Origin of the sequence: Haloplanus sp. GCM10025708, from assembly GCF_042663985.1 — an archaeon.
Taxonomy (GTDB): Archaea; Halobacteriota; Halobacteria; order Halobacteriales; family Haloferacaceae; genus Salinirarus; species Salinirarus marinus.
Map to the genome: position 1 here is coordinate 1,215,747 of NZ_JBHSZA010000011.1, position 21,843 is coordinate 1,237,589.

20 protein-coding genes and 5 pseudogenes are annotated in these 21,843 nt (G+C 68.7%); 15 read left to right on the top strand and 10 right to left on the bottom strand.

Going from position 1 to position 21,843, the window contains the following annotated elements; all coding sequences use genetic code 11:
• Nucleotides 1–88 precede the first annotated feature (88 nt).
• Nucleotides 89–385, top strand: a complete 297-nt coding sequence (locus ACFQJD_RS09790; protein ID WP_379797899.1) for a hypothetical protein — start codon at nt 89–91, stop codon at nt 383–385.
• Nucleotides 382–813: a hypothetical protein gene (locus ACFQJD_RS09795; RefSeq protein WP_379797901.1), complete on the top strand. Its 432-nt coding sequence runs from the start codon at nt 382–384 to the stop codon at nt 811–813. Before ACFQJD_RS09790 ends, ACFQJD_RS09795 begins: the two co-directional genes overlap by 4 nt.
• A 213-nt stretch (nt 814–1,026) precedes the next feature.
• Here ACFQJD_RS09795 and thrS read toward each other — a convergent pair whose 3' ends face one another.
• On the bottom strand, nt 1,027–2,949 hold the full coding sequence (thrS, locus tag ACFQJD_RS09800; protein WP_379797903.1) for a threonine--tRNA ligase: 1,923 nt from the start codon (nt 2,947–2,949) through the stop codon (nt 1,027–1,029).
• Between the two features lie 102 nt (nt 2,950–3,051).
• Here thrS and ACFQJD_RS09805 point away from each other — a divergent pair.
• The 4 genes and pseudogenes from ACFQJD_RS09805 to ACFQJD_RS09820 form a co-directional block, all read left to right on the top strand.
• A pseudogene (locus ACFQJD_RS09805) lies at nt 3,052–3,888 on the top strand (amino acid permease); the annotation flags it as partial.
• A 58-nt stretch (nt 3,889–3,946) separates the two neighbouring features.
• Nucleotides 3,947–4,477, top strand: a complete 531-nt coding sequence (locus ACFQJD_RS09810; protein WP_379800599.1) for a hypothetical protein — start codon at nt 3,947–3,949, stop codon at nt 4,475–4,477.
• A 38-nt stretch (nt 4,478–4,515) separates the two neighbouring features.
• Nucleotides 4,516–5,430 (top strand): DNA-3-methyladenine glycosylase family protein, encoded by a 915-nt coding sequence (locus ACFQJD_RS09815; protein WP_379800467.1) that lies wholly within the window; start codon nt 4,516–4,518, stop codon nt 5,428–5,430.
• A 127-nt stretch (nt 5,431–5,557) separates the two neighbouring features.
• Nucleotides 5,558–6,004, top strand: coding sequence for a DUF555 domain-containing protein (locus ACFQJD_RS09820; protein WP_379797904.1), 447 nt, complete (start codon nt 5,558–5,560; stop codon nt 6,002–6,004).
• 57 nt (nt 6,005–6,061) lie between these two features.
• On the opposite strand, the gene ACFQJD_RS09825 is transcribed toward ACFQJD_RS09820, so the two are convergent.
• The 3 genes from ACFQJD_RS09825 to ACFQJD_RS09835 form a co-directional block, all read right to left on the bottom strand.
• Nucleotides 6,062–6,298, bottom strand: coding sequence for a UPF0058 family protein (locus tag ACFQJD_RS09825; RefSeq protein WP_379797906.1), 237 nt, complete (start codon nt 6,296–6,298; stop codon nt 6,062–6,064).
• A gap of 179 nt (nt 6,299–6,477) precedes the next feature.
• Nucleotides 6,478–8,214, bottom strand: coding sequence for a DNA mismatch repair protein (locus ACFQJD_RS09830; protein WP_379797908.1), 1,737 nt, complete (start codon nt 8,212–8,214; stop codon nt 6,478–6,480).
• A 49-nt stretch (nt 8,215–8,263) separates the two neighbouring features.
• Nucleotides 8,264–8,665 carry a helix-turn-helix domain-containing protein gene (locus ACFQJD_RS09835; RefSeq protein WP_379797910.1) on the bottom strand — a complete coding sequence of 134 codons (402 nt, stop codon included), beginning with the start codon at nt 8,663–8,665 and terminating at the stop codon, nt 8,264–8,266.
• Nucleotides 8,666–8,744: 79 nt separating this feature from the next.
• Here ACFQJD_RS09835 and ACFQJD_RS09840 point away from each other — a divergent pair, with 79 nt between their 5' ends.
• Nucleotides 8,745–10,064: an MFS transporter gene (locus tag ACFQJD_RS09840; protein ID WP_379797913.1), complete on the top strand. Its 1,320-nt coding sequence runs from the start codon at nt 8,745–8,747 to the stop codon at nt 10,062–10,064.
• An 8-nt stretch (nt 10,065–10,072) separates the two neighbouring features.
• Here the strand turns inward: ACFQJD_RS09840 and ACFQJD_RS09845 are convergent.
• Nucleotides 10,073–11,563 (bottom strand): annotated as a pseudogene (locus ACFQJD_RS09845) (class I adenylate-forming enzyme family protein); the annotation flags it as partial.
• A complete protein-coding gene (gene mce, locus ACFQJD_RS09850) occupies nt 11,560–11,946 on the bottom strand; it encodes a methylmalonyl-CoA epimerase (protein WP_379797915.1) in 387 nt (128 codons plus the stop codon). The pseudogene ACFQJD_RS09845 and the gene mce, both read right to left, overlap by 4 nt.
• Before the next feature lie 116 nt (nt 11,947–12,062).
• On the opposite strand from mce, the gene ACFQJD_RS09855 reads away from it, so the two are divergent.
• Nucleotides 12,063–12,224, top strand: a complete 162-nt coding sequence (locus ACFQJD_RS09855) for a hypothetical protein (protein ID WP_379797917.1) — start codon at nt 12,063–12,065, stop codon at nt 12,222–12,224.
• Here the strand turns inward: ACFQJD_RS09855 and ACFQJD_RS09860 are convergent, their stop codons facing one another.
• Both ACFQJD_RS09860 and ACFQJD_RS09865 read right to left on the bottom strand, forming a co-directional pair.
• Complete coding sequence (locus ACFQJD_RS09860) at nt 12,225–13,907, bottom strand: acyl-CoA mutase large subunit family protein (protein ID WP_379797919.1); 1,683 nt, start codon at nt 13,905–13,907, stop codon at nt 12,225–12,227. It lies immediately after the preceding gene.
• Nucleotides 13,908–14,078: 171 nt separating this feature from the next.
• Nucleotides 14,079–14,918 (bottom strand): creatininase family protein, encoded by an 840-nt coding sequence (locus ACFQJD_RS09865; protein ID WP_379797921.1) that lies wholly within the window; start codon nt 14,916–14,918, stop codon nt 14,079–14,081.
• A gap of 189 nt (nt 14,919–15,107) precedes the next feature.
• Here ACFQJD_RS09865 and ACFQJD_RS09870 point away from each other — a divergent pair, with 189 nt between their 5' ends.
• The 6 genes and pseudogenes from ACFQJD_RS09870 (at nt 15,108) to ACFQJD_RS09895 (ending at nt 18,593) form a co-directional block, all read left to right on the top strand.
• On the top strand, nt 15,108–15,497 hold the full coding sequence (locus ACFQJD_RS09870) for a nascent polypeptide-associated complex protein (RefSeq protein WP_379797923.1): 390 nt from the start codon (nt 15,108–15,110) through the stop codon (nt 15,495–15,497).
• Nucleotides 15,494–16,212: pseudogene (locus tag ACFQJD_RS09875) on the top strand (methyltransferase domain-containing protein). Before ACFQJD_RS09870 ends, ACFQJD_RS09875 begins: the two are co-directional and overlap by 4 nt.
• Nucleotides 16,213–16,252: 40 nt before the next feature.
• Nucleotides 16,253–16,471, top strand: a complete 219-nt coding sequence (locus ACFQJD_RS09880; RefSeq protein ID WP_379797925.1) for a hypothetical protein — start codon at nt 16,253–16,255, stop codon at nt 16,469–16,471.
• Entirely contained in the window at nt 16,468–16,800 is a 333-nt protein-coding gene (locus tag ACFQJD_RS09885; RefSeq protein ID WP_379797927.1) for a hypothetical protein, read from the top strand. The genes ACFQJD_RS09880 and ACFQJD_RS09885 overlap by 4 nt, the downstream gene beginning before the upstream one ends.
• A gap of 62 nt (nt 16,801–16,862) precedes the next feature.
• Nucleotides 16,863–18,051, top strand: a pseudogene (locus tag ACFQJD_RS09890) (cation:proton antiporter).
• Nucleotides 18,052–18,110: 59 nt separating this feature from the next.
• Nucleotides 18,111–18,593, top strand: a complete 483-nt coding sequence (locus ACFQJD_RS09895) for a cation:proton antiporter regulatory subunit (RefSeq protein WP_379797929.1) — start codon at nt 18,111–18,113, stop codon at nt 18,591–18,593.
• Nucleotides 18,594–18,596: 3 nt separating this feature from the next.
• Here ACFQJD_RS09895 and ACFQJD_RS09900 read toward each other — a convergent pair whose 3' ends face one another.
• Entirely contained in the window at nt 18,597–18,923 is a 327-nt protein-coding gene (locus ACFQJD_RS09900) for a transcription factor S (protein WP_379797931.1), read from the bottom strand.
• Nucleotides 18,924–18,987: 64 nt separating this feature from the next.
• Nucleotides 18,988–19,245 (bottom strand): hypothetical protein, encoded by a 258-nt coding sequence (locus ACFQJD_RS09905; protein WP_379797933.1) that lies wholly within the window; start codon nt 19,243–19,245, stop codon nt 18,988–18,990.
• Between the two features lie 137 nt (nt 19,246–19,382).
• Between ACFQJD_RS09905 and ACFQJD_RS09910 the strand changes: the two are divergent.
• Nucleotides 19,383–21,802, top strand: a pseudogene (locus ACFQJD_RS09910) (heavy metal translocating P-type ATPase).
• The last annotated feature ends 41 nt before the right edge of the window (nt 21,803–21,843 follow it).

Sequence of the window (21,843 nt, forward strand, 5' to 3'; positions counted from 1 at the left end):
GCACGCGACTGTGGGCGTCCGCCAGCGCGCTGAGGTTCGTGACGCCCGACAGACTGACGCCGATCTCCGAGTCGGCGTACTGGCCCGAGTGCGGGGACAACCGGGCGACCGGGGTCGACGACTCCGTCGTCGATCCGGGCGTTCGATAGCTGTCGACGGCGTCGGAGTCGGCGTCGATGCTGCCTCGGTGTTGGCGTCGATGACGGAGTCGGCGTCGCCAGCGGCGGACTGCGGGGCGTACATCGCGCCCGCGAGGACGATGAAACAGGCGACGAGCACGAGGCCCAGCGACGTCGACCGGGTCGCCGACGCGGCGGTGGCGGCCCGGCTTCGGAGCCGGGTCGACAACGGGGACGTGAGCCCGTCCGGCGGCGCACCGAGATGACGCGTACAGAGATCGACGGCGACGGGTCGGTCGACGGCGTACAACAGCATCTCACAGAGATCGGCCGCGTCGAGGACGCGCACGCCGTCCGGAACGTCCGGTACCCGTCTCCCGAACGCGACGACCACGTCGACCGGTCGGTTCGGCGTCCCGGAGCGGGGAGCGAGGACGCGAATCACCCGGGACTCGCCGTGGCGGTCGGCGACGACGCAGTCGCCTTTCCGCGTCGTCTCGAAACCCCGCGCGGACCACAGATCCGCGACGAGCGCTCGGCACGACGCGGCGTCGAGACGGCGAAGGTGGTACTCGACGAGTTCGGGGTCGACGCGGGTCATCGGGGACGGAGCGACTCGCCGACCCGCCGGTGTGGACGCAGCGCGAGCGGTAGACGCCGGGCGAGAGGCCGACCGGTCCGCGTCGGTGTGTGAGCCATACGTGGCGAACGTACGTGCTGCACCGGCAAATAATGTTGTCCAAACGAAACTACCGTTCCGGTGCGCCGTGGCAGCGACGCCCCTCGCGGTCCGGGAACGGGGCCGTTGGCCGCTCGGACCGTCTCGGTCGACCGCAGCGACCCCTCGACAGGGACGACGCCGACCGAGGCGACCGGCGATACTACCGAGAACGCGACGACCCGCGACTCAGCCGACGAACGTGGGTTCGAGTCGCTTCTGGGCCACTTCGCGCTCGAGGTGCGCCCGGAACGTTTCGGGATCGACGTCTTTCGTCTCGCGTTCCTTCCGGTCGCGGACGGCGACGGTGCCCGCGCGCTCCTCGTCGTCGCCGACGACGAGCATGTACGGAACGCGATCGGTCTGTGCCTCCCGGATCTTGCGTCCGAGCGTCCACGACCGGGTCTCGACGTCGACGCGGAACTCGTCGAGTTCGGCCGCGATCTCCTCGGCGTAGTCGAGCTGGTCGTCGCTGATGGGCAGAACGCGCACCTGTTCCGGCGCGAGCCACGGCGGGAACTTCCCGTTGAAATGTTCGATGAGGACCATCAGGAACCGCTCGTAACTACCGTAGAGCGCGCGGTGGATCATCACCGGACGGTGGTCCTCGTTGTCCTCGCCCGTGTAGGTCAACTCGAACCGCTCGGGCATGTTGAAATCGAGCTGGACCGTCGGGCCGTCCCACTTGCGCCCGAGGGCGTCCTCGAAGGCGAAGTCGATTTTCGGGCCGTAGAACGCGCCGTCTCCCGACTCCAGTTCGTACTCGATGTCCTGCGAGTCGAGGACGGCTCGAAGCTGGGACTGGGCCTGCTCCCAGATTTCGTCGCTGCCGACGCTCTTTTCGGGGCGGGTCGCCAGCGCCACCTCGTAGTCGAGGCCGAACGTCTCGAAGACGGTGAAGATGTTGTCCATCACCAGATTGACCTCGGCTTCGATCTGGTCCGGGCGGACGAAGACGTGGCCGTCGTCGATGGTGAACGCCCACACCCGCGAGAGCCCGGAGAGTTCGCCGCGCTGCTCCTTGCGGTACACCTTGCCGTCCTCGAAATACCGGACCGGCAGGTCGCGGTAGCTCCACGACTTGCCGTCGAAGATGGTCGCGTGGCCCGGACAGTTCATCGGCTTCAGGCCGTACTCCTCGTCGTTGACGTCCAGCAGGAACATGTCGTCGACGTAGTTCTCGTAGTGACCCGACTTCTTCCACAGCTCCGTCCGGAACAGGTGTGGCGTCTCGACGGGTTCGTAGCCCGCATCGAGATTGAGCTGGCGGGCGTACGCCGCGAGTTCGTCGAGGACGCGCTTGCCGTTGGGATGATAGAGCGGCAGTCCCGGCCCCGTGACGTCGGGGATAGAGAAGATGTCGAGTTCCTGGCCGAGTTTGCGGTGGTCGCGCTCTTCGGCCTCGCGGCGGCGTTCGAGGAATCGTTCCAGGTCCGCCTCGCTCTCGAAGGCCGTGCCGTAGACGCGGGTGAGCATCTCGTTGTCCTCGTCGCCGCGCCAGTAGGCAGAGGAGATGTTCAGCAGTTCGAACGCGCCGATCTCGCCCGTCGAGTCGACGTGTGGCCCCTTACAGAGGTCCTCGAACTCCGCCTGTTCGTAGAAGGAGACGGGGTCCTCGCCCGCCGCTTCCTCTTCGAGAATCTCCCGCTTGAACGGGTTGTCCGCGTACTTCTCGAAGGCCTCCTCGCGGGGGACGAGTTTCCGCTCGATGGGGATGTCGGACTCGATGATGTCTTCGGCCTCCTCCTCGATGGCGTCGAGGTCGTCGCTGTCGAGGTCGACGCCCGCGACGTCGTAGTAGAAGCCGTCGTCGGTCCAGGGTCCGATGGCGAGTTTCGCCTCGGGGTAGAGCCGCTGGAGGGCCTGTGCGAAGACGTGGGCCGCCGAGTGGCGAAGCACGTCGAGATACTCGTCACTCCCCTCGGTGACGATGACGAGTTCGACGTCGTCGTGGAGTTCGGTCCGCTTGTCCACGAGGTCACCGTCGACGACGCCGGCCACGGTGTCGGCACCCAGACCCGGTCCGATTTCGTAGGCGACGTCCTCGACGGTAGAGCCCTCCTCGACGGTGAGTTCCGACCCGTCCGGGAGCGTAACTACGATGTCACTCATAACGGCATCAAATCGGACGAACGGAATAAGTGTTGTTGAGACGGCGTCGCGGTCGGTCTCTCGCCCGACACGGGTTTACGCGCCCCCACGGTATTCGGTGGCATGAGACGCGATCCGGGGCCGCTCACCGACCGCCACCTCGTCGCCGTCGCGCTCGGGTCGCTCCTCGGCGCGGGCGTCCTCTACGTCCCCGACCACGTCGAGAATCTCGCGGGCCCCGCGACGCCCCTCGCCTACGTCGCCGCCACGGCCGCCGCCTGCGCCCTCGCCGCCGCCTACGCCGTCTTCCTGTCGAGTCCGCTGGCCGAGACGGACGGCGGTGCGTATCTCTTTCTCTCGCGGACGTGGCACTCCCGACCGGTCGGCTTCCTCCTCGTCTGGCCCGCCGTCGGCGCCTACGTCGCCCTGCTGGCGCTTCTCGCGTCCGCTCTCGGCGGAGTACTCGCTGCCGTCGTCTCTCCCCTGTCCGCCACAGGCGGTGGGCTCTTCGTCATCGCCGGAGTCGTCGGCGTCCACGCGCTCGGCCCCGCCGCCGTCGGGCGCGCGCAACTGGGCCTCACCGGCCTCCTCGCCGCGGCCCTCCTCGCGTTCGTCGTCGTCGCCGCCACCGCGGTCAATCTCTCGAACTTCGTCCCCCTCCTACCGACGCCGTCGCTCCGGGACGCGCCCGTCGCGTCGCTGTCGGCGGCGACGACCGTTTCCCTGTTCGGCTTCGTCGGTTTCGACGTCGTCGTCACCGCCGCCGGGGCGGCGCGCGACCCGCGACGAAGCGGCCCCCGCGCCCTGTTCGTCGGCGTCGGCGGCGCGGGCGTCCTCTCGGCCGCCGCCGCGTTCGTCGCCTTCGGCGTCGTTCCGTGGTGGCAACTCCTCTACGCACGCGCGCCCTTCGCGGACGCCGCGGCCTCCGCCCTCGGCGTCGACGTCGCGCGCCTGCTCGGTCCGGGAACCGTCCTCGCGACGGCCTCGGCGCTTCTCGCGTTGACGTGGGCCCCCTCGTTTGCTCGCCGGCCTCGACGAGTTGCTCCCGTCGCTCGCGCGACGGAACCGGTTCGGCGCACCCGACCTCTCGCTGGGGCTGGTGGGTGTGGCCGCCGGCGGCGTCGTCCTCGCCGACGGCCTCGCGTACGCGCTCTACCTCTCGGTCGCGGGGCTCGCCGTCCAGTACGTCGGCGTCGCGGCGACGGCGGCGGCGCTCCCCGTCGTCCGACCGGCGCTGTACGAGCGATGCCGCGTTCGCCCACGGCCGGCCGTCCTCGCGCTCGTCGGCGTCGTCGGCGTCGTCGTCGCCGGCGCGCTCCTCCGACAGACGCTGACGGTCGATCCGGGATTCGTCCTGCGGTGGACCCGGTGGTCGCCCGCGCTCTCGTCGGCCCCGATCGACCGCCTCCCGTCCGATCCCGCGCGGAGCGTCCTCCCGGCGCTGCTCGTGTGGGAGACGCTCGGGGTGGCGGCGTTCGCCGTCGCCGCCGACTACCGGGAAGCCGCGGGGGTCGACCTCCCCGCCATCGCCGCGGCCTACGAGGAGTAATCGAAAGGCGCAAACCCGCCCGCGTCCACTTCCCGTCGATGGAGACGGGTACCGTTCCACTCGCGGACGTCGACGGACCGTTCGACCTGCAGTCGACGCTCGAAAGCGGACAGAGCTACCTCTGGGACCGAACGGACGGAGAGATGTACGACCGACTCGACGCCCACGGCGGCGACGCGTGGTACGAGACGGTCGTCCCGCCGCTCGACGGCGTCTCCGACGAACGGGCCGTCGTCCGAGTTCGACAGACCGAAAATCGGCTGGAGTGGGAGTCCACGACCGACGCCGTCCCCCTCCTCACCCACCTGCTCCGCCTCGACGACGACCTCGACGCGATTCGGGCGGCGACGCCGGACGACCCCCTCGTCGAACGGGCGTTCGACGCCTATCCCGGGATGCGCCTCGTGCGCGACTCGCCGTTTTCCTGTCTGGTCTCGTTTATCTGCTCCGCGCAGATGCGCGTCGCGCGCATCCACGGGATGCAGATGGCCCTCGCCCGCGAGTTCGGCGAGACGCTCTCCGTCGACGGGGAGCGCTATCACGCCTTCCCGACGCCGGAGCGACTGGCCGCCGCGAGCGAGGACGAACTACGTGACCTCAGCCTCGGCTACCGCGCGCCGTACGTCCAGCGGACGGCGGGGATGGTCGCGAACGGCGAGGCGGACCCGGCCGACGCGCGCGACATGGAGTACGAGGCGGCCCGCGACTCCCTCACCCGGTTCGTCGGCGTCGGCGAGAAAGTGGCCGACTGCGTCCTCCTGTTCTCGCTCGGATTTCTGGAGGCCGTCCCGCTCGATACGTGGATTCGGTCGGCTATCGCCGACCACTACCCCGACTGCGACCGGGGTGGCTACGCCGAAACCTCGCGGGCCATTCGTGAACGATTCGGCGGCACGTACGCGGGCTACGCCCAGACGTACGTCTTTCACTACCTCCGCTCGGGCGGCGAGTGACCTCCTGGTTCGCCGCGTCGCCACCCCGCTGAGTCGAGGACGATTCTGACGCCCGCCCGCCGCCGTTCAGCCACGGAGACGCCGGGGGCGAAAATTCATGACGCTGGATTCACAAGTACTGTGTGGTATGGATTGTAGAGTTGTCGTCGAAGCCGCAGTTCCGGTGTACGACGTAGAGACCCCCGACGAGGCGATTCGCATCGCCATCGCCAAAACCGGCGAGATGCTCAACCCGGATCTCAACTACGTCGAGATCGACATGGGGTCACGGACGTCGCCATCGGGCGAGGAGTTGCCGCCCGCGTTCATCGCGGCGGACGAAGCGCTGGTCGCCCTCGAGCTCGAGATGACCGTCTTCAACGTCGAACAGGAGGAACACGCCTCCCGAATCGCCCGCAAGGAGATCGGCCAGCGACTCGAGAACGTCCCGCTGAAGGTCCTCGAAGTCGAGGAGATCGTCGAGACGGAGGCAGAATCGGACTCGAACGCCGACGAGTCGACCGACGAAGACGACGAAGACGGCGAAGACGACGAACTGCTACCCGAATTCGAGGAACTGGTCGACGACTCCTGACCGCGAGAACAGCAGTCGCTACGTGTCGGCGAGGTCGGGAGGAGTACAGCGTGTCGATCAGTCGGCGTGGGGCGCGACGCGTTCCTGTTCGGGGGCTTCGAGACCGGACGTGATACCCGTCGCCAGTTTGAAGACGGCTGCTTTGTGATCCGTCTTCGATTTGTGGATCGACGTCGGTCGGACTCCGAGTTCGTCGTACGCTGTGAGATCGAGTTCCTCTCCCTCCCACATTTCACACTGTTCGTGTACCTCTGCGAGCAGGCCGTGCAGGTGGATGAGTTCCTGCTTCTTCATGAGCAATCGCCTCTAACGACCGGAAGGTTATATTATTATCTTGAGTGAAGTTAACACGGGTCTCGTGGGCGTCCGTGGCGTTTACCTCACCGAGTAGGGGCGTGCCGGCGGGAGACACGGATAATTCGTCAGCCACCCGTCGGAAAAAACACCTCCCAACACAGTTAGCTCCGCGGTGGTCAGGCGTCCCAGCGCGCGTCCGAGAGCGTCCGCTGGACGGCCTCTTCGCCGACGGCGGCCGCGAGGGATTCGAACCCCCGCCGTTCGGTGCGGTCGGTAGCGTCGGCGACGAGCCGAGAGACGATGAACTCCGGCGTGGATTTACCGAGCGTCCCGAAGCGCGGCTGGTAGTCCACCTCCAGTTCCAGGTCGGGCGTGAGCCCCCGGGCGAAGATGCCGTCGACGCGAACCTCGTCCGAACGAGGGGCGAGATCTTCCGCGAGGTGGGTCACGTAGACGCCGAGCGCGTCCCGGTCGACGGTCAGATCCACGAGGCCGTCGAGGAGGTCGGCCGCCCGCCCCGGTTCGGTGATGGCCTCGAACTCGTCGACGAGGACGAGCGTCCGCCGATCGTCGGCCAGCGGCGGGACGATGTTCTTGAGCGTCGACTCCAGTACCCCGGCGTTGAAACTGGCGTGGCGTCGGTGGAAGACGAGCGCCTCGAACCGGCCGACCTCCGCGCGCTCGGCCGGGACGGGGAGCCCCATCGACGCCAGGAGGACGACCGAACACAGCGTCTCCAGAAGCGTCGTCTTCCCGCCGCTGTTCGCCCCGGTCAGGATCGCCACGCGGTCGCCCGACGGTGGTTCGTCGGGGGACGGCAGGTCGTGGTCGCCGACGGCGTAGGTGACCGGCTGCACCTCGCCCTCGACGAAGAGGTTGCGGGCGTTCGCGACAGCGAGGCCGTCCGTATCCAGCGAGGGGCGGGTGAGGCCGTATTCGGCGGCGAAACGCGCCAGCGAGAGCGTGAACGCGGCATCGTCGACGGCGGCGACGGCGGCGTCGACATCCTCGCGCGCGTCGTCGACGGCCCCGCGGAGCTCCGCGCGGACCGTCGCCTCCCGGCGCTCGACCGCGGATTCGAGGTCGGCGACCAGAGCCCGGAGCGTCGTGCTGACGTAGTCGGCAGCGTCCTGTGCGCGGTCGGGCGTGGCGGCTCGAACCGTCGCCGCCGACAGCGACGTCTCGGTGACGACGTGGTCGACGAACGCGCGTTTGAAATCTTCGAGGTCGTACACCCCGCCCTCGCGGACCCGATCCAACACCCCGAACGCGTCGTGTTCGAGTTCGCGGGCGTCGGCGAGGTCCGCCCGGAGCCGGTCCAGTTCCTCGTCGGCCCCGTCGGCGACGCCGTCGTCGGTCACGTACTGGAGCGCCTCGCTCGCCTCGCGAAGGTCCTCGGCGTCGACGTCCGCGAGGACGTCGAACGGCCCGCCCGTGAGCCCCATCTCGCGGAGCGTCAGCGCCGTCTCGACCGCCGATCGCTCCGTCTCGTTCGCCTCGTCGTAGGCGTCGAACGCCGCCACGAGGGCCGTGCGTTCGTCCGCGTCGAGGCCGTCCCAGAGGTCGCGAGCCGCGACCACCTCGTCGAGTCGGTCCTCGATGGCGTCACGGTTCGACAGCGGCGTCAACACGCGGATCCTGTCGGCCGCGTGTCGCGTGAGGGCGTAGTCGCTCGCGAGAGAGAGGATGTCGTCGTAGACGTCGCGGGCGTCGGTCGTCGCCAGCAGATCGATGGCCGCGCCGGCGTTCGCGCGCCGCAGGATACGGATCACGCGACCGCTCGCGACGCCCGCATCCGCGAGCCGCCGCACGTTCGCCGAGTCGATGGCCTCGATGGCGGCCTCCTCGCCGATCGTCTCGCGCAACTGCGCGGCCGTCTTCGGGCCGACTCCCCAGTAGTCCTCGAGCCGCATACCGAACGCATTCACGGCGGGGGCTTATACTGTTGGTCGGTCGAGGGGCTCAGTCGTCCGTCGACGCGACGGCGTCGGCCTCGTCGTATTTGTTCCGGAACTCCTGGATCAACTGGCCCATCTTCGCGTACCACTCGTTGAGCAGCCGCTGCATGTCGTCGGCGACTTCGTCCGGCTCGGTGGGCCGATAGACGTGGTAGTAGCCGCCCTGTTCGTAGTTGACCTGGTCTTTCCGGACGAACCCCGTCTGGAGCAACCGCTGGATAGCGCGGTACGCCGTCGACCGTTCGCGATCGACCTCCGCCGCGACTTCGTCGACCGTCAGCGGTTCGTCGGCGTCCACGAGCACCTTGTAACACTCCCTGTCGAGTCCCTTGAGGCCGTGGAGACACTCCAGCAACCCTTCACACTCCATATCGGCCTGGAGGTATTCGGCCATCGAATCCGGCATTCCGCGAGAGCGTACGCGGCCGCCCTTCAAAATAGTTTGTATACATTGTGCAAAACTCCCACGACTACTGCGGCCGCGCGTGGCGCTTCGAGCGGACGGGGACTCGCCGTCGCGGAACGAACCGTTCAGGTGGCTCCGTGACCGACGGACGGTCGTGTTCGGTCGCTCACTCGACGCGTTCCGTGGCTTCAGACGGCCCGTGTACGCAATCGCCATCGGCCGCCTCGTCAACGTCTTCGGATCCGGGCTGGTCTACCCGTTCGCCAGCGTTCACTTCCACCTGCAGGTCGGCATTCCCCTCTCGCTGGTTGGCCTGGGCCTCCTCGCCAACAACGTCGCGACGGCGGCGGGGACGGCGCTCGGCGGCTATCTCGCCGACCGGTACGGACGGCGACCGATCATGGTCTGGAGCATGGCGCTCTCGACGCTGACGCTGTCGGCGTACGCCCTCGTCGCTACCGCCGCCCAGTTCGTCGCGGTGGCGACGGCCGCCGGTCTCACCGTGGGCCTCTACGCGCCCGCGAGTCAGGCCATGACGGCCGACCTGACCGACGCCGCGGAACGCGAACGCGGCTACGCCCTGCTGAAAGTCGCCAGCAACGCCGGCTTCGGGACGGGATTCGTCGTCGGCGGCGTCCTCTACTCGTTCGCCTCCACTGCCATCTTCGTCGCCGACGGTCTCACTTCCGGCGTCGTCGCCGCCGTCCTCCTCGCGGTCCTCCCGCGCGTCCACGACGGGCGGGCCACGGCGTCGCTCGCCGACTCCGTGGACGCCTGGCGGCGGGCGGTCACTCGCCCGCGCATCCTCGCGCTCGCGCTCCTGAACGTCGGGTTCGCGGTCATGTATGCCCAGATGCAGGCCACCGTGCCCGTCGTCGCCGCCGAGACGCTCTCGCTCTCGTCGGCCCAGCTCGGCACGCTCTACGTCCTGAACCCGGCCGTCATCGTCCTCTTTCAGATGCCGCTCGTCGCCGCCGTCACCCGCTGGCGACGTACCCGCGGGCTCGTCGCCTCCGCCGGGCTCTGGGCCGCGAGTTTCCTCGCGATCATGGCCGTCCCGGGCGTTCCGCGACTCGTCGGCGTCGCTCTCGTCGGCGTCTTTCTCGTCGTTCGGACGGCCGCCGAGATCCTTCACGCGCCGCTCGCGACGTCGCTCGCGAGCGACCTCGGCCGCGCCGCCGAACGCGGCTCACAGCTCTCGCTGCTCGAAATCGCGAAACGGCTCGGCATGGGCGTCGGGGCCGCCGTCGGCGGCGTCTTCTTCGATTACGGCCTCCAACACCTGCTCTGGCCGCTGCTCGTCGCCGTCTGCGTCGCCATCGCACTGGGCCTTCTCGCCCTCGAACGCCGCCTGTCATCGGCGGAAAACGGGAGCGTCCCCGTCAGTTCGAGCGACTAATCCTCGAAGCGCGCGCGCACGGCCGGCCGTTCGACCGTTCCCGACGCCGTCCGCGGGAGGGCCTCGGCGAACGCGAACTCTCGGGGCACCTTGTAGTCCGCGAGCGACGACCGACAGTGCTCGCGGAGGTCGACGGCGGTCACGCCCTCGGCGACGACGAGCGCCGAGACGCGTTCGCCCCACTCCTCGTCCGGGACGCCGACCACGGCGGCGTCGTCGACGGTCGGATGCTCGCACAGGACGGCCGCTACCTCGCCCGGATCGACGTTCTCCCCGCCGGTGACGATGCGGTCGTCGAGGCGGTTCAACACCCACACGCGGCCGTCGTCGTCCCGGTAGCCGGCGTCGCCGGTACGGAGGCCCGCCGGGCCGAACGCCTCGTCGGTCGCTTCGGGGTCGCCGTAGTAGCCCGCGGCGACGGTTGGCCCCGAAGCGACGAGTTCGCCCGCCTCGCCGCGGGGCAGTCGAGTCCCGTCCTCGTCGCGGACCGTGAGGTCCGTCCCGTAGAGCGGTCGGCCGACGGTCCCCGGATGCGCGAACGCCTCCGCGGGCGTCGCCGTGGCGATCTGCGACGCCGCCTCCGTCATCCCGTAGGTGGGGAAAACCGGAACGTCGCGGGCGCGACACCGCTCGATCAGCCCCTCCGTCGCGGGCGCGCCCCCGAGCAACACAGCGCGCAGGGAGTCGTCGAACGCGGGCGTCCCGTCGGCGGCGTCGAGCAGTCGGTCGAGCATCGTCGGCACCAGCGAGACGCCGGTCACGTCGTGGCGCTCGACGTCGGCGACGACGCCCGCGGCGTCGAACGACTCCCGGAGGACCACCGCGGTTCCGTAGAGCGCCAGCCGCTGGATCTGGACGAGGCCGCCGGCGTGGTGCAGCGAGAGCGTCACCAGCCACCGGTCGTCGCGCCGGAGGCCGAGGCGGAACGCCGACGCCGTCGCGCTCGCGAGGAAGTTGCCAAGCCGCAGGTCGACGGCCTTCGGCGACCCCGTCGTCCCCGAGGTGAACAGGAGAGCCAGCCGGTCCGATTCGGCCCACTCGTAGGCGTCGAACGGCGTCGGCTCCGTCGCCGACAGCGACGTGACGGCCGCGTCGGCGGGGTCGTCGACGGCGGCGACGGGGACGGACGTGCCGCGCAGGCCGTCGAGCGCCGCGGTTTCCGTCTCGGCCGTACAGACGAGCGTCGTCACGTCGGCCGTCTCGGCGCTGCGTCGGATCTCCCGGCCGGTGAGTCGCGGACCGATCGGGACGAGGACGGCACCGAGACGCATCGCGGCGAACACGAGGCGGACCGTCGAGACGCGGGGCGGCGCGGCGACGCCGAGGTGGTCGCCCGCGCCGACGCCGAGGGCGGCGAGTTGGCCGGCGGTTCGGGCCACCGCGGCGTCGAGTTCGGCGGCGGTCCAGGTCTCGCCCGAACCGGCCTCGATCAGCGCCGTCGCGTCCGGCGAGGCGTCGGCCCGGTGAGAGAGCCAGTCGCGTGACGGCGACCCGATCACGAGTGCGAGACGAACTCGACGAGGACGCCGCCGGTGGACTCGGGATGCAGGAACGCCACCTCGTGGTCCCACGCGCCGGGGCGAGGCTCCTCGTCGACGAGTTCGACGCCGTGCGCACGGGCCCTGTCGAGCGCGCCGTCGATGTCGTCGGTGGCGAGCGCGAGGTGGTGAACGCCGGGGCCGTTCCGGTCGAGGTAGCGCGCGATCGCGCCACCGTCGCCGGGGTCGAGCAACTCGAAGTAGCCGTCGCCGACGTCGAGGAAGACGACGGTCATCCCCTCGAACTCCTCCTCGTGGGCGACGGGCAGGCCGAACAGGTCGCCGAACAGCGACGCGAGTTCGTTCGCGTCGTCGGTGGCGATGCCCGCGTGGTCGAAGTGCATGGCCGATTCGACGTACGGAGCGGACATAAATGCCGCCGCCTCGCGGACGTGTCACCGATGTAGCTGGTTCCGAAATCTATATCAGGTCAGACGTGCGTCGTATATAATGAATAATCATGTCTAATACGGAGGGGCGCCGGTGTCCGCTCTGCACCACGTCGTTCGCCGAGCGGCGTGACCTGCAGGTGCACCTGATGGTGGAGCATCGAAAGAGCGCCGTCACCGAGGAACTCGTCCGGTCGATGGAGCGGGCGAACACCCCGTTGCGCGCGCGGTAGCTACATCGAGCTGCCGGGTTTGTACTCGCCGAACTCGTCGCGGAGGACGTTCGAGATTTCGCCGATAGTAGCGTAGGCTTTCACCGCGTCGACGATTGGCGGGAGGAGGTTACCGTCGCCGCGAGCGGTGTCTCGAACGGCGGCGAGGGCCGCGTCCACCGCTTCGTCGTCGCGCTCCTCCCGGACCGTCTCCAGATGTTCGACCTGTCGGCGTTCGTCCTCCTCGGAGACCTCCTCGAGGTCCATCTCCGGTTCCTCGTCCACCTGGTACTCGTTGACGCCGACGATGACGCGCTCGCCCGACTCGATCTCCCGCTGGCGCTCGAAGGCGACGTCCTGGATCTGTCCCTGAACCCACTGGCTTTTGACGGCCTCTAACATCCCCTCGCGGCGGTCTACCTCGTCTAGAATCTCGAACGCCTCCTCCTCCAAGTCGTCGGTGAGCGCCTCGACGTAGTAACTCCCTGCCAGGGGGTCGATGGTGTCGGCGACGCCGGACTCGTGAGCGAGGATCTGCTGCGTTCTGAGCGCCGTCCGGACGCTCTTTTCCGTGGGCAGCGCCAGCGCCTCGTCTTTGCCGTTGGTGTGGAGGCTCTGGGTCCCGCCGAGGACGGCCGCCATCGCCTGATAGGCCACGCGGACGACGTTGTTCTCCACCTGCTGGGCGGTCAGCGTCGACCCGCCGGTCTGGGTGTGGAATTTGAGCTGCTTCGATTTGGGGTTCTCCGCGCCGAAGCGCTCCTCCATGATTTTCGCCCACATCCGGCGGGCGGCGCGGAACTTCGCCACCTCTTCGAGGACGTTGTTGTGCGCGTTGAAGAAAAACGAGAGCTGTGGAGCGAAGCCGTCGACGTCGAGGCCGGCGTCGATGGCGGCCTGGACGTACTCGATGCCGTTTCCGAGGGTGAAGGCGATCTCCTGGGCGGCCGTCGATCCCGCCTCGCGGATGTGGTAGCCCGAGATCGAGATGGTGTTGAACTTCGGCGTCTCCTCGGCGCAGAACTCGAAGATGTCGGTGATGAGGCGCATCGACTGCTCGGGCGGGTAGATGTAGAGGTTGCGGGCGACGTACTCTTTCATGATGTCGTTCTGGACGGTGCCCCGGAGTTCCGCCCGGTCGACGCCCTGTTTGTCGCCGATGGCGATGTACATCGCCAACAGGATGCTCGCTGGCGCGTTGATGGTCATGCTGGTCGACACCTCGTCCAGCGGAATCCCCTCGAACACCGTCTCCATGTCGCGGAGGCTGTCGATGGCGACGCCGGACTTGCCGACTTCGCCCAGCGCCATCGCGGCGTCGGAGTCGTAACCCATCTGCGTCGGCAGATCGAACGCCATCGAGAGGCCCGTCTGACCCTGGTCCATGAGATAGAGGAACCGCTCGTTGGTCTCCTCGGCGGTCCCCATCCCCGCGTACTGGCGCATCGTCCAGAAGCGCCCCCGGTGCATCGTCGAGTAGACGCCCCGCGTGTACGGCTCCTCGCCGGGGAAGCCGACGTCCGCCTGATAGTCCTTGTCGGCGATGTCGTCCGGCGTGTACAGGGGGTCGACCGTCTGGCCGCCCGTGTCCGTCGTGAACTCCTCTTTGCGCTCCCCGAATCGCTCCACCGTCGGGCTGTACGTCTCCTCCTCCCACTCCGCTTTCGCCTCGCGTATCGCTTCGAGGTCCTCGGGGTCGAACATACTTCGAACCGAGGGTAGCCGTCGCCTTAAGCTTTCGATGCGGGTGCGTCGGGACGGCACACCGCGCTCCCTCGGCGTCGTCCTGGCGTCCCGCCGGCGACGTCCAGATGCCTCGCCGGTCGTGATGGTCGCCACGGCAGTGTCGCCCGCGGCCATCCACACATCGGAGCGTCACCGACCGGGCCATCCGGTCCGCCGAGATGTCGATCCGGCCCCTCTGCGACGGCTCCCCGGCTCGGGCTCGACGTGTGGCTTCGGGGCGAGGTCCTCGAACGCCCGTTCGTCGAGCCACTCCAGCAGTCGCACCAGTTGCTCCGTGGCCGCCTCGAACAGCTGCTCGCCCTTCTCGGCTGTGGCGTCCGTCTGGTCGCCGAAGACGCCGTTGTCGCTGTTGTCGACGGCGTCGTAGTACGTTCGCGCGCCGAAGGTCCGGCCGGTGTTCCGACCGTAGTCGACGACGCCGCCGTCGCGGGCGTCGTCGAGTCGCTCCTCGCGGACGAGGTCGCCCGCGAGATGCTGGATCATGGCCGTCTCCTTCGGCCCGCCGTGGGGGCCGTTGTGTTCGAACAGATCGTCGACGAGGTCCGGGATGGACTCGTCCCACATCCACTCGATGGCGTAGGCCGTGCCGTCGTCGCGGAGTCGACGTCCCACCTCGCGCAGGTGCTGGACGTTGCCGCCGTGGGCGTTGACGAAGACGACCCGGTCGACGCCGTGGTAGGCGAGATTCCGCGTCATGCTCTCGACGTAGTCGCGAAAGGCCGGCGGGTCGACCCACATCGTGCCGTGGAACTGCCGGTGGTGAGTGCTGACGCCGACGTTCACGGTCGGCGTGCAGAGAAAGCCCGTGCGGTCGGCCGCCTCGCGGGCGAGGCCCTCGGCGATGAGATGGTCCGTCGCCAGCGGCAGGTGCGGCCCGTGTTGCTCGGTCGATCCCAGCGGTACGACGGCCAGCGACTCCGATTCGACGTAGTCTTCGAGGTCCGGCCACGCCTGGTCGGCGATATACATACACCTACCTCCACCGCCGGCCTCAAAAGTCGGCAGGTCGCGGCGATTTATCCCGCTGTCCGCCAGCGTCGGGAGGTCGGCGCGGCGTCGGCAGCGACGGCGACGAGCGAGCGCGTCGACCCGTGGCGAAATCGGTCGTTCGGACCGCCCTTCGCCATGCTTTTGCCGACGGACGCCGACGCGTGCGGTATGTTTGGTGGAGGCGGCATGAATCCGCGGAAGATGAAACAGATGATGAAACAGATGGGCATCGACGTGTCCGAACTCGAGACCCAGGAGGTCGTCATCCGGACGCCGGAGGAAGACCTCGTCTTCTCGGATCCGCAGGTGACGCGCATGGACGCACAGGGCCAGGAGACCTACCAGATCGTCGGCGAACCCGAGAGCCGGGAGGCGGGGGCGCTCGAATCCGGGGACGAAGAGGAAGCGGCCGGTGAGGAGGCCGACGAAGCCGGTGGCATCCCCGACGACGACGTGAACCTCGTCGCCCAGCGGGCGGGCGTGAGCGAGGACGACGCCCGCGCGGCCCTCGAAGCCGAGGACGGCGACCTCGCGGCCGCGATCGCGCGATTGGAGTGATACTGCTCGTCCGCGGCGACCGGGAGTATCTCCGCGCCCCCGGCGAGGAACTCCAGACGGACCTCGGCGTCCTCACCGTCCCCGAGGACGTCGAACCCGGACAGACGCTGGAGACCCACCTCGGCGAGGAGTTCGTCGTGCGCGAACCCCGGGGCCCGACCTGTTCAACCACTTCGAGCGGACGGGCGCGCCGATGATGCCCCGCGACGTCGGCCTCGTCGTCGGCCACACCGGCGCGGCCAGCGGTGACCGCATCCTCGACGCCGGCACCGGCACGGGCGTCCTCGCGGCCTACCTCGGTCGAATCGGGGCCGACGTGACGACCTACGAACGCGATCCGGACTTCGCCGGCGTGGCTCGCGAGAACATGCGACTCGCCGGCGTCGACGACGCCGTCGACGTCCGAACGGGCGACGTCACCGACGACCTGGACGACCTCTCGGGGTTCGACCTTCTGACCCTCGACACCGAGGACGCCCCCGGGGTGGTGGCACACGCCGCCGACCTGCTCGTCTCGGGAGGATTCGTCGCGGTCTACTCCCCGTTCGTCGAGAACTCGCGGGCGACGGTCGAGGCGGCCCGGGAGGCGGACCTCTCGGCCATCGACACGTACGAGACGATTCAGCGCCGGATGGACTTCGGCGAGCGCGGATCGCGCCCCTCGACGGCGGGCGTCGGCCACACGGGCTATCTCACCTTCGCGCGCAACGAGTGACGCGCACAGTTCTAAGTAGGTCGCTCCGAAACGGACGCGCATGAGCACCGAGGACGGCGCGGACATCGACGAGGCGCGGACGTGGCCCGAACTCGCACTCGGCCTCTACGAGCGACTCACCGGGCGCGGCGCGGAGATAACCTACGAGTTCGACGACCTGGTAGTGGAGGTGCCGGACAGGATCGGCGAGGACGCCGACCACGCCCACTGGCGGCTCAACGGATCGGTTCGGATCCGCACCCGCGACTCCGAGCGGTGACGGCGCTCGAGGCTGACCTGACGCTCGAACGCGGCGACGACGAGTTTTCGATCGACGGCGACGGGCGCACCGTCGTCGTCGACGCGCCGTCCCTCGCGGCAGCGGCCCGTCTCCGGCCGACTGTCGCTCGCCTCCGTACGGCAGCGGCCGCCGCTCCGTTTTCGAAGCCGACCCCCAGGGTGACGGTCGACGTTCGCGTTCGGGGAGCGAGCGTCGCCCGCGCCGGTCCCGACGTCTCGCCCGGTGTCGCCTCGTCGCTGCTCGGCGTCGCTCCGGTACGGGTCAGCGCGAGCGGCGTGGTGCGCGCCGCGGTTCGGGCGTGGCGGTGACCGCCCGCCCGCCGCCATCGGAACACCTTAGCCGCGGCCGGACGGAGTAACCCCCAGCTACGATGGCGGGGACGCTGTTACTCGAAGTCGGCGTGATGTTCGCTGCCATCGCCGGGGTGGGGTTTCTCACGGCCCGGTTCGAACTCTCGCCGATCCCCTTCTACATCGGCGTGGGGATGCTGGCGAACGAGTTCGTCGTCGGCCGTCTCGGGCTGCCTTACGTCACCGAGACGGCGTTCGTCACGGTCGGTGCCGAACTCGGTATCGTCTTTCTCCTCTTCTTTCTCGGCCTCGAGTTCAACCTGGACCGCCTCCTCGCCGACCGCGCCCACATCGGCAAAGCCGGAGCCGTCGACTTCGGCGTGAACTTCGGCGTCGGTCTGGTGGTGGGCTATCTCGCCTTCGGTGCGGTGATCCCGGCCGTCCTCGTCGCCGGCATCGTCTACGTCTCGTCGAGCGCGGTCATCACGAAGACGCTCCTCGATCTGGGGTGGATCGCCAACCCCGAGAGCACGCCCATGCTCGGCACGCTCGTCTTCGAGGACCTCGTGATCGCCGTCTACCTCGCGGTCGTCTCCGCCGTCGTCGTCGGCGAGGGCAGTCTCGGAGCGACGGCCCGATCCGTCGGCGTCGCGATGGGGTTCATCCTGCTGCTGCCCTGCTCGTCTACTTCGGCACCGCGCTCTTCGAACGCCTGCTCCGAACGTCGTCCACCGAGTACTTCATCCTCCGCGCGGTGGGTGTCACGGTCCTGCTCGCGGGCGCGGCGCTGGCCGTCGGCGTCAGCGAGGCCGTCGCCGCCTTCTTCGTCGGGATGGCGTTCAGTTCGACGAGCGCGGTCCACGACCTGGAGGTCGCGCTCTCGCCGCTCCGGGACACGTTCGCGGCCGTCTTCTTCTTCTGGATCGGGCTGGTCACCGACCCCCTGTCGCTGTTCGGCGTCGTCGGCCTGCTCGCCGTCGCCGTGGCGGTGACGACCCCCACGAAACTCCTCACCGGCTTCTACGGCGGGCGGGTCTACGACCTCGACGCGCGCCGGTCGCTCCGGGTCGGCCTCGGGATGGTCACGCGCGGGGAGTTCTCCTCATCATCGGCGCGGTGGCCCTCGCCGGCGCGGGAGCGACGCTGACGTCGACGACCGCCCAGCGGATTTACGCGTTCGCCGTCGGCTACGTGCTGGTCATGAGCATCCTCGGGACGGTGCTGATGCAATTTGCACCGCACATCGAATCGCTCCTCGTCCGCGAGTGACCGGCGACGGCGTCGTCGACACTCCCGTACTGTTTTCTCTCCACGCGTCGAACGGGGGTATGAGCGTCTACGAGACGGACGTCCCGGGCGTCGGCCGCAAGTTCGAACTCGAACTACGGGGCGGGGCGCGGGTCGTCGTCGTCGTCCACCACGACGGACGCTGCGAACTGTACTACCGGGAGAACGACGAGTCGGACGGGCGGAAAATCCTCGATCTGACGAGCGACGAGGCGAACAAACTCGGGTCGATACTGGAAGGGGCCTACTTCGAATCCGTCGATCTCGACGCGCTGACCGTCCCGCTCGGCGACGCCATCATCGAGTGGGTGGACGTCCCGTCGGACTCGCCGCTCGTCGGGACGGCCCTCGGCGAGTCGGGAGTGCGGAGCGAAACCGGCGTCTCCGTCATCGCGATACAGCGTGACGGGGAGACGGTGTCCAATCCGGACCCCGGGTTCGAAGTCGAGGCGGGGGACCTGCTCGTCGCCATCGGGACGCGCGAGGAACAGACCGCCCTCAGGAATCTCGTCGAAGGAAACTGAGCGTCAGTGGTCGTCCTCCCGCCACTTGTGTTCACACTCCGTGCAGACGAAAAAGCGCGTCTCGGACTCGTCGGCCGAGCGAATCTGCTGCATGTACCAGTAGGCGGTGTCGTTGTCGCAGTTCGGACAGTTGGCCTCGGTCGTCGGGAGACCGCTCGACCCGCCCGTCGATTCGATGATTTCGCTCTCCTCCTGTGCGTCCGTCGTGGTCATACTGACCTTCTCTTGTTCCTCGTTACGAGGCTTCGTGAAGCCACAGTCGGCGTTCGTACAGACCCACTTCCCGTCCTGTGTCTGCATCATCGAACCGCACTCGTCGCAGAATTCCATTCTTGGCTAATTACCAGCCGGTCGGTATATTTAAACACCGGGTTTCTGGGAGCCAGCCGCCGTCCTACGCGTCGCCTTCGGACTGTCCGGGTTCGCCGACGACCTCCACGGGGAGGGCGTTCTGTAACTCGGCGTAGAGTTCGTCCGTCCCCGCGAAGACGTCGCTCCCGAGTTTGGAGATGAGTCGGCCGAGGTTCTCCTCGCCCTCGGCGAACGTCACCGTCACGTCGGCGAACTCCGAGGCGGCGTCGTCGCGGGTGACCGGATATTCGAGTTCGGCGAACCGGGATTCGACTCGGCTCAGTTTGATGCGGTCACTCATGCCATCACGTACCGCGGCGACCCACTTATAGCGACTGGCGAACCCGCGCTCGGCTCATGTGTCATATCCCATATAAATATCGACTCACTTATCCCTCGGTCACCGCTGTATGGGCGTACCGCGCGGGATATCGAACCATGGAAGGGACCGACACGGACTGCCGACTGTGCGGGCTACCGGCTCCGGGCGATCGGATTACGAACGACGCGGGCGAGTCGTTCTGCTGTGTCGGCTGTCGCGACGTCCACGCCGCCCTCGACGACGCGGCCGGTGTCGACGAGTCCGACCTTCGCGGCGGTTCGACGGACGCGGGGCGCGACGCGGACGCGCCACCGCCGGCCGGCCACGAACGGGCGTTTCTCCGCGTCGACGGGATGCACTGCACCACCTGCGAGTCGTTCGTCGAATCGCTGGCGATGAGTCACGACGGCGTCAGTAGGGCGGAATCGAGCTACGTCACCGAAACGGTCCGAGTCGACTACGATCCGGACCGAGTGACCGAGGACGAACTGCCGGAGCTCCTGAGTGCGGCGGGCTACACTGCCTCTCGACGGGACGACGCGCTCGGCCGGGAGCGGCCGGATGACGACGTCCTCTGGCGGCTCGTCGGCGGCGTCATGCTCGGCATGATGGTGATGCTCCCCTACGTCATCTACATCTACCCCCTCCACTTCGGACTCTACCCCGAGTGGATGCTGGAACTCGTCCGGGCACAGCTCGCCGACGGGAGCTACTTCTTCTATCTCCTGTTCGTGTTCACGTCGCTCGTCGTGGCCTACACGGGTGCCCCGATCCTCCGGGGGCCGCTGTCAGCCTCAGATCGAGACAGCCGAACATGGACCTGCTGATCGCGGTTGCGGCCGTGAGCGCCTATCTCTACAGCACGCTCGCCGTCGCCCTCGGCCGAATCGACGTCTACTACGACGTGACCGTCGCCATCGTCGTCGTCGTCACCGCCGGGCGGTACTACGAGTCGTCGACGAAACGCCGCGCGACCGACCTGCTCTCGACGGTGCAGTCCGCGCAGGTGGAGCGGGCCCACCGCTACCGGGACGACGGGTCGACGGTCGACGTCTCGCCCGACGAACTCGACGCGAGCGATCGGGTGCTCGTCCGCGAGGGCGACCGGATTCCCGTCGACGGCACCGTGTGGGACGGCGAGTGTACCGTGAACGAGGCCGTCGTCACGGGCGAATCGCTCCCCGTCGGCAAGCGCGAGGGCGACGAGGTGATCGGCGGGTCCGTCGTGACCGACGGCGCGGCCGTGGTGATGGTCGGCGAGGGAGCGACCAGCAGCGTCGATCGGATCGCCGACCTCGTCTGGAACCTCCAGAGCACGTCCCACGGAATCCAGAAGCTCGCCGACCGCCTCGCCACCGTCTTCGTCCCGAGCGTGCTCGCGCTCGCCGTCCTCGTCGGCGGCGCGTACTTCCTGACGGGGGCGGGCGTCGCGCGCGCCCTCCTGGTCGCGCTGACGGTGCTGCTCGTCTCGTGTCCGTGCGCGCTGGGTCTGGCGACGCCGCTGGCCGTCGCGTCGGGCGTCCGCGAAGCGCTGGAGCGCGGCGTCGTCGTCTTCGACGACACTGTCTTCGAACGCCTGCGAACGGTCGACGTCGTGGCCTTCGACAAGACGGGGACGCTCACGACGGGCGCGTTGTCCGTTCGCGACGTCGACGCGCCCGAGGACCTCCGCGCCGCCGCGGCGGCCGTCGAACGCCGGTCCGCACACCCCGTCGCCGAGGCCGTCGTCGCGGCGTTCGGCGACGAACGGGTCAGCGCGGACGGGGGACCCGTCGGAGAAGAGGCGAAGCACGCCCAGCCCACCGACTTCCGGAGCCACCAGCGGGGGGTCGAGGGCGTCGTCGACGACGAGACGGTCCTCGTCGGCCACCCGGATCTGTTCGCGGACCGTGGCTGGACGCTCCCGGTGTCGCTCGCGGATCGCGCGGCGACCGCCCGCGATGCGGGCCACCTGCCCGTCGTCCTCGGGCGCGACGGTCGCGCCGAGGGCCTCGTCGTTCTGGGAGACGACCCGCGCGAGGGCTGGGCGGAGACGGTCCAGGCCCTGAGCGACCGCGGGATGGACGTCGTCTTGCTGACCGGTGACGACGACACGGCGACGAGCGAGTTCCGCGACCATCCGGCCATCGACCGGGTGTTCGCGGGCGTCCCGCCGGAAGCGAAAGCGGAGACCGTCCGGCGGTTGGGAGCCGACGGGTCGGTGGCGATGATCGGCGACGGCACGAACGACGGGCCGGCGCTCGCGAGCGCGGACCTCGGCATCGCCCTCGGGGGCGGGACGGCGCTCGCCGTAGACGCCGCCGACGTCGCCGTCGTCGACGACGACCTCGCGTCCGTCGGGACGGTGTTCGACCTCGCGTCGGCCACGGGGCGGCGCATCCGGCGGAACGTCGGGTGGGCGTTTCTCTACAACGGCGTCGCCGTCCCGCTGGCGGTGGTCGGCCTGCTCAACCCCCTGTTCGCGACGGTGGCGATGGCGTCGAGTAGCCTGCTGGTCGTGGCGAACTCCTCGCGCGACCTCCTCGACGCGACCTGACGGACCGCGGGTCGGCCCTCGACCACCGAAACGCGTATGCG

Excerpts from the sequence above, each read along its gene's own strand:
- ACFQJD_RS09795 (WP_379797901.1), top strand. The coding sequence starts at position 382 with ATGACGCGTACAGAGATCGACGGCGACGGGTCGGTCGACGGCGTACAA.
- thrS (WP_379797903.1), bottom strand. The coding sequence starts at position 2,949 with ATGAGTGACATCGTAGTTACGCTCCCGGACGGGTCGGAACTCACCGTC.
- ACFQJD_RS09815 (WP_379800467.1), top strand. The coding sequence starts at position 4,516 with ATGGAGACGGGTACCGTTCCACTCGCGGACGTCGACGGACCGTTCGAC.
- ACFQJD_RS09820 (WP_379797904.1), top strand. The coding sequence starts at position 5,558 with ATGGATTGTAGAGTTGTCGTCGAAGCCGCAGTTCCGGTGTACGACGTA.
- ACFQJD_RS09825 (WP_379797906.1), bottom strand. The coding sequence starts at position 6,298 with ATGAAGAAGCAGGAACTCATCCACCTGCACGGCCTGCTCGCAGAGGTA.
- ACFQJD_RS09830 (WP_379797908.1), bottom strand. The coding sequence starts at position 8,214 with ATGCGGCTCGAGGACTACTGGGGAGTCGGCCCGAAGACGGCCGCGCAG.
- ACFQJD_RS09835 (WP_379797910.1), bottom strand. The coding sequence starts at position 8,665 with ATGCCGGATTCGATGGCCGAATACCTCCAGGCCGATATGGAGTGTGAA.
- mce (WP_379797915.1), bottom strand. The coding sequence starts at position 11,946 with ATGCACTTCGACCACGCGGGCATCGCCACCGACGACGCGAACGAACTC.
- ACFQJD_RS09855 (WP_379797917.1), top strand. The coding sequence starts at position 12,063 with ATGTCTAATACGGAGGGGCGCCGGTGTCCGCTCTGCACCACGTCGTTC.
- ACFQJD_RS09860 (WP_379797919.1), bottom strand. The coding sequence starts at position 13,907 with ATGTTCGACCCCGAGGACCTCGAAGCGATACGCGAGGCGAAAGCGGAG.
- ACFQJD_RS09865 (WP_379797921.1), bottom strand. The coding sequence starts at position 14,918 with ATGTATATCGCCGACCAGGCGTGGCCGGACCTCGAAGACTACGTCGAA.
- ACFQJD_RS09870 (WP_379797923.1), top strand. The coding sequence starts at position 15,108 with ATGTTTGGTGGAGGCGGCATGAATCCGCGGAAGATGAAACAGATGATG.
- ACFQJD_RS09880 (WP_379797925.1), top strand. The coding sequence starts at position 16,253 with ATGAGCACCGAGGACGGCGCGGACATCGACGAGGCGCGGACGTGGCCC.
- ACFQJD_RS09895 (WP_379797929.1), top strand. The coding sequence starts at position 18,111 with ATGAGCGTCTACGAGACGGACGTCCCGGGCGTCGGCCGCAAGTTCGAA.
- ACFQJD_RS09900 (WP_379797931.1), bottom strand. The coding sequence starts at position 18,923 with ATGGAATTCTGCGACGAGTGCGGTTCGATGATGCAGACACAGGACGGG.
- ACFQJD_RS09905 (WP_379797933.1), bottom strand. The coding sequence starts at position 19,245 with ATGAGTGACCGCATCAAACTGAGCCGAGTCGAATCCCGGTTCGCCGAA.